General features: G+C 68.4%; 12 protein-coding genes. 10 read left to right on the top strand and 2 right to left on the bottom strand.

Going from position 1 to position 11,837, the window contains the following annotated elements; all coding sequences use genetic code 11:
• Positions 1–41 precede the first annotated feature (41 nt).
• From ASE34_RS00500 to ASE34_RS00475, 6 genes are all read left to right on the top strand, one after another.
• Positions 42–1,373, top strand: coding sequence for an ABC transporter substrate-binding protein (locus ASE34_RS00500; protein WP_056275394.1), 1,332 nt, complete (start codon positions 42–44; stop codon positions 1,371–1,373).
• A 63-nt stretch (positions 1,374–1,436) separates the two neighbouring features.
• On the top strand, positions 1,437–3,557 hold the full coding sequence (locus tag ASE34_RS00495) for an alpha-galactosidase (RefSeq protein ID WP_056275391.1): 2,121 nt from the start codon (positions 1,437–1,439) through the stop codon (positions 3,555–3,557).
• Positions 3,558–3,717: 160 nt separating this feature from the next.
• Positions 3,718–3,954, top strand: coding sequence for a 50S ribosomal protein L28 (gene rpmB, locus ASE34_RS00490; RefSeq protein WP_042540533.1), 237 nt, complete (start codon positions 3,718–3,720; stop codon positions 3,952–3,954).
• Positions 3,954–4,124 carry a 50S ribosomal protein L33 gene (rpmG, locus tag ASE34_RS00485; protein ID WP_017203558.1) on the top strand — a complete coding sequence of 57 codons (171 nt, stop codon included), beginning with the start codon at positions 3,954–3,956 and terminating at the stop codon, positions 4,122–4,124. Before rpmB ends, rpmG begins: the two co-directional genes overlap by 1 nt.
• A 3-nt stretch (positions 4,125–4,127) precedes the next feature.
• Complete coding sequence (gene rpsN, locus ASE34_RS00480) at positions 4,128–4,433, top strand: 30S ribosomal protein S14 (protein WP_042540535.1); 306 nt, start codon at positions 4,128–4,130, stop codon at positions 4,431–4,433.
• Between the two features lie 287 nt (positions 4,434–4,720).
• Positions 4,721–5,545, top strand: coding sequence for an endonuclease domain-containing protein (locus tag ASE34_RS00475; protein WP_056275388.1), 825 nt, complete (start codon positions 4,721–4,723; stop codon positions 5,543–5,545).
• 141 nt (positions 5,546–5,686) lie between these two features.
• On the opposite strand, the gene ASE34_RS00470 is transcribed toward ASE34_RS00475, so the two are convergent.
• Positions 5,687–6,514, bottom strand: a complete 828-nt coding sequence (locus ASE34_RS00470; RefSeq protein WP_056275384.1) for an alpha/beta hydrolase — start codon at positions 6,512–6,514, stop codon at positions 5,687–5,689.
• A gap of 125 nt (positions 6,515–6,639) precedes the next feature.
• Here ASE34_RS00470 and ASE34_RS00465 point away from each other — a divergent pair, with 125 nt between their 5' ends.
• The 4 genes from ASE34_RS00465 (at position 6,640) to ASE34_RS00450 (ending at position 10,609) form a co-directional block, all read left to right on the top strand.
• Positions 6,640–7,248 (top strand): TetR/AcrR family transcriptional regulator, encoded by a 609-nt coding sequence (locus ASE34_RS00465; protein WP_056277551.1) that lies wholly within the window; start codon positions 6,640–6,642, stop codon positions 7,246–7,248.
• 111 nt (positions 7,249–7,359) lie between these two features.
• A complete protein-coding gene (locus ASE34_RS00460) occupies positions 7,360–7,905 on the top strand; it encodes a helix-turn-helix domain-containing protein (protein WP_082586520.1) in 546 nt (181 codons plus the stop codon).
• A gap of 321 nt (positions 7,906–8,226) precedes the next feature.
• The gene (locus tag ASE34_RS00455; RefSeq protein WP_042541574.1) at positions 8,227–8,514 is read left to right on the top strand and encodes an HU family DNA-binding protein; all 288 of its coding nucleotides are present in this window, start codon (positions 8,227–8,229) and stop codon (positions 8,512–8,514) included.
• 85 nt (positions 8,515–8,599) lie between these two features.
• On the top strand, positions 8,600–10,609 hold the full coding sequence (locus tag ASE34_RS00450) for a cytochrome c oxidase assembly protein (RefSeq protein WP_082297919.1): 2,010 nt from the start codon (positions 8,600–8,602) through the stop codon (positions 10,607–10,609).
• Positions 10,610–10,627: 18 nt separating this feature from the next.
• Here ASE34_RS00450 and ASE34_RS00445 read toward each other — a convergent pair whose 3' ends face one another.
• A complete protein-coding gene (locus ASE34_RS00445; RefSeq protein ID WP_056275381.1) occupies positions 10,628–11,701 on the bottom strand; it encodes a hypothetical protein in 1,074 nt (357 codons plus the stop codon).
• Positions 11,702–11,837 lie beyond the last annotated feature (136 nt).

The raw sequence follows: 11,837 nt of genomic DNA, 5'->3' as shown, positions 1-11,837 counted from the left end.
CCCTACCGCACCACCCCCATCGCATCCACGAAAGGATCGAAATGCAGCATTCGAAGATGAAGGCAGCCGCTGTCATCGCCATCTCGGCACTCGCGCTCGCCGGTTGCTCGGCGTCCGGCGGAGACAGCTCCGGCACCGGCGGCGAAGCCGCCGCGTGCACCCCGGCGGACGGCGACGTCACGCTCGAGTTCACCTCCTGGATCCCCGGCATCGAAGACGTCGTCGAGATCTGGAACGAGGCCAACCCCGAGATCCAGGTCGACGTGCAGACCGGCCCGAACGGCAACGGCGGCACGTACCAGAACTTCTTCAACCAGATCAAGGCCGGCGATGCGCCCGACCTCGGTCAGATCGAGTATGACGCGCTGCCGAACTTCCTCGTGCAGGACGGCCTCGAAGACCTCAGCGGCTGTGAGGACGTCGTCGCCGCGGAGGACCAGTTCGTCGACTGGGCCTGGGGACAGGTCACCCTCGGCACCGAGGGCGTCTACGGCGTTCCGCAGGACACCGGCCCCATGGCGCTGTTCTACCGCGCCGACCTGTTCGAGCAGAACGGCATCGCGATCCCCACCACGTGGGACGAGTACCGCGAGGCGGCCGTGAAGATCCGTGACCTCGGCGGATACATCACCAACTTCTCGCAGTCGGACATCAACCAGTTCGCCGGCTTCGCCTGGCAGGACGGCGCTCAGTGGTTCTCGAGCGACGACGAGGGTTGGACGGTGTCGCTGGCCGACGACGCGACCACCACGGTCGCCGACTTCTGGCAGAGCATGCTCGACGACGACCTCGTCGCCACGGTTCCCGCCTGGACCGACGAGTGGAACAACGCCTACAACTCCGGTCAGGTCTGGACCTGGAACTCCGCCGTCTGGGGCGCCAACTCGATCTCCAGCGGAGCCCCCGACACCGCCGGCTCCTGGGCTGTCGCACCGCTGCCGCAGTGGGAGGCCGGCGGCACCGCGGCCGGCAACTGGGGCGGGTCGTCGACCGCTGTCCTCAAGGGCAGCGAGCACGTCTACGAGGCGACGAAGTTCGCGCTGTGGCTCAACACGTCGGATGAGGCGCTGACCGCGCTCGCCGAGGCCGCCAACCTCTACCCGGCCACGACAGCCGGTCTCGAGCTGCCGGTCTACGCCGAGGGCGTCGAGTTCTACGGCGGACAGAAGATCTACGACGTCTTCGCCGACGCCGCCACCCAGGTCTCGCCCGACTTCGCGTGGGGCCCGACCATGACCCAGACCTACTCGGACGTGTCCGACGGCTTCAAGGCCGCGGTCTCGGGCAACGGCACTCTGCTCGACGCGATCGAGAAGGGCCAGACGGCGACCATCGACGCGCTCAAGGCCGCATCGATCCCCGTCACGGAGTAACACCCCTCGGAGGCCCGCCCGTATGCTCACGGGCGGGCCTCCCCCTTTTCGTCTGGAGCGGCAATGAGTGAACTCGTCCACCTGACCTCGGCCGGCGTCAGCGTCGTCATCGACACGACGAGTGCGCGACTGCTGCACTGGGGCGCGGCGCTCGACACCGCCGACCTCGACGCACTCGCCGTGTCGTCGACCGGGGCTGTGACGTTCAGCTCGTTCGACGCCTCGCGCACCGTCCCGCTGCTGGCTGTCGAAGCCGACGGATGGTCCGGCGCCCCGGCGCTCGCGTGGCACCGCGGCGGGCTGCACAGCGCTCCGCTGCTGCGCTCGACCGGGTGGAAGGCGACGGAGTCATCGCTGCGCGGGGAGTTCGCGGATCCCGCGGCCGGCGCATCCGTCGTCCTCGATCTCGAGCTGGATGCCGTCGGCGTGCTCACCGCCCAGGTGTCGGTGACGAGCACGGCGGATGCTGCCGAGCCGCTCGACCTGCTCGCCGCGCGCATCCTGCTGCCGATCCCCGCGCATGCGACAGAGGTGCTCGATCACACCGGACGCTGGACGGGCGAGCGGCGACCACAGCGAGGCGCCCTGCGCCACGGAGCGCACCTGCGTCAGGTGCGCCGCGGTCGCGGTGGCCACGACGCCCCGTACCTGACCGCGATCGGCACCGACGGGTTCGGCTTCCGCCGAGGGGAACTGTGGACCGCGCACGTCGCGTGGAGCGGGGACCTCGAAGTCGGCGTCGAGCGTCTTCCCGAGGGTGCCGGCGTTCACGGGGCGGTGCTCGGCGGGGGAGAACTGCTGCTGCCCGGCGAGATCCGGCTCGGCGCGGGGGAGACCTACGTCTCGCCGCAGGTGTTCCTCGCCTACGGCGAGAGCGGGCTCGACTCCGTGTCGGCCCGCCTGCATCAGACCGTCCGCGCGTTCTCCGCACACCCCACGACGCCGCGCCCTCTCGTGCTCAACACCTGGGAGGCCGTGTACTTCGACCACGACCCCGCGAAGATCATCGAGCTGGCCGAGGCTGCGGCATCCGTCGGCGTCGAGCGGTTCGTGCTCGACGACGGATGGTTCCGCGGACGGCCCGACGACCGATCAGGACTCGGCGACTGGTTCATCGACGACGCCAAGTGGCCGGAGGGGCTGCGGCCGCTCGCCGATCAGGTGCACGGTCTCGGGATGCAGTTCGGTCTCTGGTTCGAGCCTGAGATGGTGAACCCGGTCTCCGACCTCGCCGCGCAGCATCCGGACTGGGTGCTGCAGGCCGCGCCCGACGCGCCCACCTGGCGGCATCAGAAGGTGCTCGACCTGGCGAACCCGGATGCTGCGGCCCACCTGCTGGAGCGCATCGACGCCCTGGTCTCCGAGATCGGCATCGACTTCATCAAGTGGGACCACAACCGCGACCTGCACGCCGCGGTGTCGCCGCACACCGGCCGCGCGTCCGTGCATGCTCAGACGGCCGCCTTCTACGCCCTGCTCGACGCGCTGCGCGAGCGGCATCCCTCTCTCGAGATCGAGTCGTGCGCGAGCGGCGGAGCCCGCGTCGACCTCGGGGTGCTCCAGCGCACCCAGCGCGTCTGGGGCTCGGACTCGAACGATCCGATCGAACGGCAGCAGATCCAGCGCTGGACAGGCACTCTCGTGCCCCCGGAGGTCGTGGGGTCTCACGTCGGTCCGCCGGTCGCCGAGACGACGCATCGCGCGGCATCCTTGCCGTTCCGCATGGCCACCGCGCTGTTCGGGCACGCCGGCATCGAGTGGGACATCACGCGGTGCACGGATGACGAGCGGGAGGCGCTGACCCGCTGGACGGCGCTCTATCGCGAGCTGCGGCCGCTGCTGCACTCCGGGGTCACCGTGCGCAGCGACGAGGTCGACGACGAGACGCTGCTGCACGGCGTCGTCGCGGTCGACGGCTCGCGCGGTGTGTTCGCGTGGGTGCGGCAGGGTGCGTCGGTCGACGCGTTCACGCCGCGCACCCGCATCCCCGGACTGCAGCCCGGCGGGCGCTACCGGCTGCGGGTGCGGGACGAGCTGGGCACCGCGACGCGGCATCAGGTCTCGGACCCCGCCTGGCTGGATGCCGGGATCGAGGCGACCGGCGCGTTCTTCGAGGCGGTCGGGGTGCCCCTGCCCCTGCTCGCGCCGGGGGCGGCGCTGCTGCTCGAGGTCGTTCGGGTCTGACTCGGGGTCGTGCTAAACTGACTCTTTGTCTGCGCACACTCCTGTGCGTAGTTCGCGTGCTTCCCCTTCTTCGGCCGAGAGATCGGCGATGCGGGGTGGCGCGCAGACAAGGGATCTTGGGTGAGACCGTCCGGTCTCACGGTATAGAAGGAGTCACATCATGGCAGCAGTGTGCCAGGTGACAGGAGCTGTTCCCGGCTTCGGTCACAACGTCTCGCACTCGCACCGCCGGACGAAGCGTCGCTTCGACCCGAACGTGCAGAAGAAGACCTATTTCGTCGCTTCGCTCGGTCGTAAGATCACGCTCAACGTGTCCGCCAAGGGCATCAAGGTGATCGACGTCCGCGGCATCGAGAACGTGGTCAAGGACCTCCAGGCGAAGGGTGTGAAGCTCTAATGGCCAAGAAGGCTCAGGACGTACGTCCGATCATCAAGCTGCGCTCCACGGCAGGTACGGGCTACACGTACGTGACCAAGAAGAACCGCCGCAACACCCCCGACCGCCTCGTGCTCAAGAAGTACGACCCGGTCATCCGTCAGCACGTCGAATTCCGAGAGGAGCGTTGATCAATGGCTAAGAAGAGCAAGATCGCTCGCAACGAGCAGCGCAAGGTCATCGTCGAGCGTTACGCAGAGCGTCGCGCCGAGCTGAAGAAGACCCTGGTCGACCCGAACGCCACCGACGAGGCCCGCGAGGCCGCACGCGTCGGCCTGCAGAAGCTGCCGCGCAACGCGTCGCCGGCTCGCGTGCGTTCGCGCGACGTCATCGACGGCCGCCCCCGCGGTGTCCTCACGAAGTTCGGCGTCTCGCGCGTCCGCTTCCGTGACATGGCACACCGTGGCGAGCTGCCCGGTGTCACCAAGTCCAGCTGGTAAGTCTCAGCAGACAAGCCGAAAGGGGCGAGGATCTTCGGATCCTCGCCCCTTTCGCTATGCCCGAGCCTGTGTCCCGGCATCCGCATCCCGGCATCCGCGACTCGTGTTGCGGCGCTCGCTGCGAAGGGGATCTCTCGCTGAGAAGGGGATGCTGCGCCATTCGCTCCTTCACTGCATGAGATCTCCTTCGCAGCAGTCGCTCTGCACCGAGGGGCCGAGTTCACGGTTCTCTACAGGGGCCGGGTGCGCGGCCTCCTCGGAAGCCGACCACGGGGGAGTATCGCCTGATGGATGCGGTCACCGAGCTCGAACGTCAGGGTGGGGTCGCGCGCGTCGAGCGACTTCGGTCACTCGGGGTGAGCGCTCACACACTGCGCCGTGCGAAGGAGCTCGGTGCGGTGAGATCGATCCGTCGAGGATGGATTGCGCTGCCCGACGCCGACCCGATCGTCGTGGGCGCCGCGACTCGCGGGGTCGTCATCACCTGCGTCACCGCAGCCGAGCGCATGGGGTTGTGGGTGCCGAACGCATCGTCCGTCCACGTGGCTGCCCGCCCGAATGCCGCCCGCGTGCGGGTGCCGTCGCAGGTCGTCGTCCACTGGTCGCGCCCGGTGGTTCAGCGCGACCCCGACTCCACCGTCGACGGGCTCGTCAACACCCTCGTCGTGGTGGCGCGCTGCCAGCCGAGAGAGACCGCCCTGGTGATCTGGGAGTCGGCTCTGAACAAGGGGCTCGTCGACGAGCGTGTGCTGTCGCGATTCGAGCTGCCGCCCGCCGCCCGGGAGCTGCTCGAATCCGCCAGGCCCTTCTCGGACTCGGGTCTCGAGACGATCTTCGTGTCGAGGCTGCGGTGGTTGGGTCTTGCGATGGTGCAGCAGGCGTGGCTGCACGGATACCGTGTCGACCTCCTGATCGGCGAGCGCCTGGTGATTCAGATCGACGGAGCGACACACGTCGGAGCACAGCGGACGGCTGACATCGAGCATGACGCACAGCTCATGCTCCGTGGCTATCACGTGCTGCGGTTCGGGTACGAGCAGATCATGGCTCGCTGGCCAGAAGTGCAGGCGATCATCATGGATGCGGTCGCTCAGGGCAGGCATCTCGGCTGATGTCCTCGCTTGCAGAGAAGGAGATCTCACCCAGCGAAGGACCGAATGCGTCATCCAGTCCTTCGCTGCGCGAGATCTCCTTCGCACATCGAGGCGCTCTCCGTATCGCGGATGCGCTCCGAGGCGCCGCAGCGCCCCGCATCAGGCGACGGATGCTGTCGCGTGCTCCACCGCCCAGGTGAGCGCGTAGTCGGCGATCTCCTCCCAGCCGTCCTGGCTGACGAGACGGTGGGTGCGGCCCGCATACTCCTTGTACTCGACGATGGCGGTGCTGCCGGACGAGTGATACTTCTTCACGATCGCGCGTCCGATGGCCGGGGGCACGACGTGGTCGATCTCGCCGGTGATGACGAGCAGCGGGGCGCGGTCGGCGCGTGCGTAGTCGACGTGGGTGACTCCGCCCTTCTCGTTGAGCACCGAGGTCACGCCCTCGAAGAAGACCTTGTTGTAGGAGTTCACGGCGTACTCCTCCCAGAGGGCGTCGGATGCTGCGCGGGGGAGGTCGTTGCCGAACGTGAAGTGGAAGTGGCGCTTCGACAGCGGCTTGGCTCCGTTGATGCCGAAGGGGTTGGAGAGGATCGGCGTTCCGGTCCACAGGGTCGAGAGGGGCAGTGCGGTGACGCCGGCGGTCTGTCCCGGGGCCACGCCCACGTAGACGGCGCCGAGGCCGCGGTCGGCGAGCATCTGGGTAAGCACGCCGCCGAACGAGTGGCCCATGATGATCGGCTTGACCGGAAGCGCACGGATGATGCGCTCGTAGTTGTCGGCGATCTGCTTCAGGCCGATCCCCTTGAGGGCCGACGGGTCGCGGCGGATGTCCTCGACGGAGCGGTCGTCGATCCCGGGCCATCCCGGGATGATCACCTCGTGGCCCTGCGCGCGGAACCGCTCGGCCCACGTGTCCCAGCTCTTCGGCGTCATCCAGAGTCCGTGGATCAGGACGATCGGGGTCTTGTCGGTGCTGTTCATCGTTTCTTCTCCTGTGTCTGCCCCGCCCGGTGCGAGTGCGTTACGCTGATAGTAGACCGAACGTTCTATCTAGCACAACCTATTCCCGAAAACCCGAATCGGATGACACGATGAGAGGGATCATCATGAAGACCACGACTCCCACCTCCGCTCCGACGACGGCTCCGAAGCGGCCCAGCGCAGCCCGCACCCGGCTGATCGACACTGCCACCAGGCTCTTCTACGAAGAGGGGATCCATGCGGTCGGCGTCGACCGCATCATCGATGAGGCCGCGGTCACCAGGGCGACGCTCTACAACCAGTTCGGCGGCAAGGAGAACCTCGTCCTCGCGTACCTGCGCAACGAAGACGAGATGCTCCGCGCGATGTTCGCCGACGCGGGCGAGGCGGTGACGGATCCTGCGCAGCTGGTCGACGCCGTGATCGACGGCATCGCCGCCGACATCCGCCTCCGGCACACGCGTGGCTGCCCGTTCATCAACGCGGCAGCGGAGTATCCGGATGCCGACGGTGCCGTCCGTCTGCTGATCGACGAGCACCGGGAGTGGTTCCGCTCGACGCTCCAGGCCGTCGCCGAGCAGGCCGGCCTCGAGAGCCCCGTCGATGTCGCGGCGTCCCTCGTGCTGCTGCGCGACGCCGCGCTCGTCGGCGGGTACCTCGACGGAGACGAGCGGGTCACGCCGGCGTTCGAGCGCACCGCACGCTCGGTGGTCGCCGCCCACCGCCCGCTCTGACGCGGCGACGGCGACGGCGACGGGGCGGCGGGTCGATGGCGGCCAGCTGGCGGCTGACTGGCGGCTCGGTGGCGTGGCGGCGGATCGGGGCCGCTGGAGAGCATGGAGGACATGAACACGACACGAATCACGGAACTGCGCCAGGCGCAGGGGTGGACTCAGGAACGACTGGCGACCGAGAGCGGCGTGGGACTCAGGACCGTGCAGCGCCTGGAAGCCGGACAGGATGCGAGCCTGGAGACGCTGTCTCTGGTCGCGGATGCGCTGCAGGTGCCGGTGCGGGACCTCTTCGCCACGATCGACGATGAGGCACTCAGCAGCCGGGTCGATTCGCTGCAGCAGCGCACGGATGACCAGCAGGCCGCGCGTGATCGCATCGCCCACGCCTGGACCTGGCTCTATGTCGGCATCGGCATCGTGTGCACGCTGCTGAGCTTCACGTTCTCGTATGGACTCGTGCTGTTCCTGTCCTACTGGGTGGGCGGGTACGTGATCCTCACTGCGCTGCGTCGGATCGTCCTCGAGCCCCGGCTGGACGCCCGGTACCCGTTGTCGAAGGAGACCCGCACCCGTCGTGCGAAGCGCCGCGCCGCGATGGCCTCCGCCACGGCCGACGACGCATCCCCGACCGCCACGACGACGGCCGAACCGACCTGAGACGCGTCGTCGCCCGGGCTGATCTGCGCGCGCCGAGCGAAGGAGATCTCTCTCACGCAAGGATCGAACGGTGATTCCGCCCCTTCGCGGCAAGAGATCTCCTTCCCACGATGAGGCCGACGGGCGCGCTGAAATCGATGCCCCACGAGTCACATTCGTCACTTCTGCCCCACGACACGCCGCCGAAAAGCCCAAAACCCGCGAAATGACGCGGAAATGTGGGTGGTGGTTGGTACATTCAAGGCGGTCACTCGACCAACGGAGGGCAGCAGCCCTCTGAACCACAACGATGCGACGGGAACCTCGTCGCTGGAGGATGACATGGCTGACAAGTCCATCACCAAGACCGAGCTCGTCGCGAGCATCGCTTCTGCCACCGGCCAGAGCCAGGCCACCGTCTCGGGTGTCCTCGACGCGCTGTTCTCCTCGGTCTCCGACGCTGTTGCCAAGGGCAGCAAGGTCTCGATCCCGGGCTGGATCTCGTTCGAGCAGGTCGCGACCGCAGCTCGCACGGGCCGCAACCCGCAGACCGGCGCCGAGATCAAGATCCCGGCCGGCCACCGCGTCAAGGTGACCGCTGGTTCCAAGCTCAAGGCTGCCGTCAAGTAAGACCGCACCTCTTCGAAGGCCGCTCCCGATCCGTCGGGGGCGGCCTTCGTGCGTCCTCCCCCGATCCGCGGCTTAGGCTGGAGGGGTGAGTGCCCGCGCCGTGCAGACCCCGACCCGCTCCGCGTATCGCGCGGCCGGAATCGGCATCCTGCTCGCGACCGGACTGATCGGCGTGATCTTCGCCCTCGTGATCGGCGGAGGCGCGGCTCCGCTGCTTCTGCAGGATCCGGGTCCCTTCGTGCGCTGGGCCACCCCCATCGTCAAGCTCGTGATGAACATCGCGGCCGCGGCGATGCTGGGCTCGCTCGTGCTGGCGCTGTTCGCCCTGCGCAGCGAGGAGAAGTCATTCGACACGGCGCTCAACACGGCCTCGGCCGGCGCTGCCGTCTTCACGGTCACCGCCGGCATCAGCGGATTCTTCACCTTCATGGCGGCCTTCAACCCGCAGCTGAGCGCCGAGCGCGAGTTCGGTGAGCAGCTCGGACGATTCCTGCTGCAGCTGCCGCTCGGTCAGTCCTGGCTGATCACCACCATCATGGGCTCGGTGATCACCGTGCTCGCGTTCGCGTGGCGCACGTGGACGCCGACGCTCATCACGGCGATCCTCGCCGCGGCATCCTTCCTTCCGCTGGCGACGCAGGGTCACTCCGGGGAGCTCGCCGGTCACAACATCGCGGTGAACTCGATCCTGCTGCACACGATCGGCGCGGCGGTGTGGCTCGGCGGCCTGCTGCTCGTCGTGATCCTGCGCGACCGCTCGGGCGTGGGCACGGCGCAGCTGGTGAGCCGCTATTCGAGTCTCGCGATCGCCGCGTTCGCCGTCGTCGCGATCTCGGGTCTCGCCCGCTCCGTCGTCTCATTCGGCGACATCTCGCAGCTCTGGACGCCGTACGGCACCATCCTGCTCGCGAAGGTCGTGCTCCTCGTCGGTATGGGAATGCTGGGCGCCTGGTATCGCACCCGCCTGATCCCTCGGCTCGAGGACGACGGAGCCGCGCGCTGGTTCTGGATGCTGGTGCTGTGCGAGGTCGCTCTGATGGGTCTGGCCTCGGGAGCTGCCGCCGCGCTCGCGCGCACGCCCCCGCCCACCGGCGAGGAGGCGGCGTTCGTGCAGACCCCCGCCGAGAACCTCACCCGCTCCCCGCTGCCGCCGGAGTTCACGATCGACCGCTGGTTCACGGCGTGGGACATCGACGTGCTCTGGCTGGTGGCCGCCGGGTTCGGCCTCTTCCTCTACCTCGCCGGCGTGCGCCGACTGCGGCTCCGTGGTGACCGCTGGCCGATCCACCGCACCGTGTTCTGGGTGCTGGGAATGCTGATGCTGCTCTGGGTCACGGGCGGCCCGATCAACGCGTATCAGGAGTATCTCTTCAGCGTGCACATGCTGGGGCACATGATGCTGTCGATGGCGATCCCGCTGCTGCTGGTCTCGGGGGCGCCGGTCACGCTGGCCCTTCGAGCGATCCACAAGCGCGACGACGGCACCCGCGGTGGTCGCGAATGGATCATGTGGGCCGTGCACTCGCCGTTCTCGAAGGTCGTCACCCACCCGTTCGTGGCGGCGGGCATCTTCATCCTGTCGCTGTGGGCGTTCTACTTCACCGACCTGGTGCGCTGGTCGATGTTCGAGCACCTCGGCCACGAGTGGATGGTCGCGCATTTCCTCATCTCCGGCTACCTGTTCGTGCTGAGCCTGGTCGGCGCCGACCCGGTGCCCTACCGTCTGCCCTACCCGGGGCGCCTCATCACCCTGATCGCCATCATGGCCATGCACGCCTTCTTCGGCGTCGCGATCATGATGCAGGAGGGGTTGATGGTCGCCGACTGGTTCGGGTCGATGGGGCGCACCTGGGGCCCGACGCCCATCGAGGATCAGTACATCGGCGGCGGCATAGCGTGGTCGATCGGAGAGATCCCGACCCTGATCCTCGCGATCACCGTGGCGATCCAGTGGAGCCGCAGCGACACCAAGCTGCAGAAGCGCCGCGACCGTCATGCAGACCGCACGGGCGAGGCCGAGCTCGAGGAGTACAACCAGAAGCTCGCGGCGCTCGCCGAGCGCGACCTGCGTCAGGCGGAGCGCGACGCGCGGTGACCGTGCTCCCGGCGGGCGTCAGCCCGTGGACTCCTCGTCGGGGGATCCGACCCGGATCGACACCTTGCCGTCGGGGAGGATCGTGATCGATCCGTTCACCTGGAACGGGACGTCTTCCGACCGCTCCTGAACCGAGCCGTCGAAGAGCGAGCGGATCTCGACGTCGACGTGCGCGACGGCATCCGTCGGAGGGATCTTCCAGTGTCCGCCGTCGGGCACGACGCTCACCTGCGGTTGTGCGGCGATCGACCACTTCGGCAGCGAGGCGAGGCGGTTGGAGACCTCGAGGCCGAACGGGCAGGCGGTCGGCTGCAGCACCTCCTGCGTGGTGCAGGCGGTGAGGAACTCCTCGACCCGCTGCTGCACCACCGCGACGAAGTCCGAGGTGGGCTCGGTCTGCACGTCGACGGGCGTGGTGGCGAGCGGGGTGTCGGCGAGGACGCCGATGCCCTCGGACTCCGCGATCGCAGTGTCGACGGTGACCGAGTACAGCCCCGGCGTGAAGACCAGCAGGGGAAGGGGATCGAGGGGTGCGGCCTCCGCCCCGGCGGGTGAGACCTGGCGGCGATCCATCTCGAAGCCGTTGACGGCGAACTGATCGGCACCGCGCACCGTGAGCTCGACCACGGCCAGCGGGCTCGTCGTGAAGCGCCAGTTGGGGGTGACCCCCGCCCAGCCGTCCTGCTCGACGGTGAAGGTGGTGGTGCCGGCGTGCCCGCTCGCCTCGTACGACACGGTCACCTCGGTCTTGCCGGACTCGTCGGCCTGTTCCGACTGCACCTCGACGTCGGTGAGCGGCGCGAGTGCCGAGTGACGCAGCAGCGCCTCCGACGCGGTGGCTCCGATGCCGGCGATCTCGAGGGTCTCCCGATCGATCGCGACGCCGGGCACGCGCAGAGCGTCAGCCGCTCGTCCTTCCGAGAGCAGGTCGAGGTAGCGCACGACGAACGCCGACGGCCCGTAGAACTGCTGGTACAGGGTGGCTCCACCTGCACCGAGAGCGGCGACGAGCACGAGGCCGATGACCGCGAGGAGCGCGAGATCGGCAGCGAGGCGCGAGCGCCGGGGCGCCTTCGTCTCGACCTGCTGCATGGCGTCAGTCTAGAAGCGTGGCCTGGGACGACGCCGTGCGTGAGTCGGTGTGCGTCGGCCGCGATCGCTGTGTTCCTCGGATGCCGGGCGGCGCCGCCACGTAGCATGGGGAGGCACGGTCTCGCCGTGCATTCCC

It is taken from the genome of Microbacterium sp. Root280D1 (assembly GCF_001428975.1).
GTDB lineage: Bacteria > Actinomycetota > Actinomycetes > Actinomycetales > Microbacteriaceae > Microbacterium.
Note: the sequence above shows the minus strand (reverse complement) of the source record. Positions and strands in the feature narration are given on the sequence as shown.

Excerpts from the sequence above, each read along its gene's own strand:
- ASE34_RS00455 (WP_042541574.1), top strand. The coding sequence starts at position 8,227 with ATGGCTGACAAGTCCATCACCAAGACCGAGCTCGTCGCGAGCATCGCT.
- ASE34_RS00465 (WP_056277551.1), top strand. The coding sequence starts at position 6,640 with ATGAAGACCACGACTCCCACCTCCGCTCCGACGACGGCTCCGAAGCGG.
- rpmG (WP_017203558.1), top strand. The coding sequence starts at position 3,954 with ATGGCCAAGAAGGCTCAGGACGTACGTCCGATCATCAAGCTGCGCTCC.
- ASE34_RS00445 (WP_056275381.1), bottom strand. The coding sequence starts at position 11,701 with ATGCAGCAGGTCGAGACGAAGGCGCCCCGGCGCTCGCGCCTCGCTGCC.
- ASE34_RS00500 (WP_056275394.1), top strand. The coding sequence starts at position 42 with ATGCAGCATTCGAAGATGAAGGCAGCCGCTGTCATCGCCATCTCGGCA.
- ASE34_RS00460 (WP_082586520.1), top strand. The coding sequence starts at position 7,360 with ATGAACACGACACGAATCACGGAACTGCGCCAGGCGCAGGGGTGGACT.
- ASE34_RS00495 (WP_056275391.1), top strand. The coding sequence starts at position 1,437 with ATGAGTGAACTCGTCCACCTGACCTCGGCCGGCGTCAGCGTCGTCATC.
- rpmB (WP_042540533.1), top strand. The coding sequence starts at position 3,718 with ATGGCAGCAGTGTGCCAGGTGACAGGAGCTGTTCCCGGCTTCGGTCAC.
- ASE34_RS00475 (WP_056275388.1), top strand. The coding sequence starts at position 4,721 with ATGGATGCGGTCACCGAGCTCGAACGTCAGGGTGGGGTCGCGCGCGTC.
- rpsN (WP_042540535.1), top strand. The coding sequence starts at position 4,128 with ATGGCTAAGAAGAGCAAGATCGCTCGCAACGAGCAGCGCAAGGTCATC.
- ASE34_RS00470 (WP_056275384.1), bottom strand. The coding sequence starts at position 6,514 with ATGAACAGCACCGACAAGACCCCGATCGTCCTGATCCACGGACTCTGG.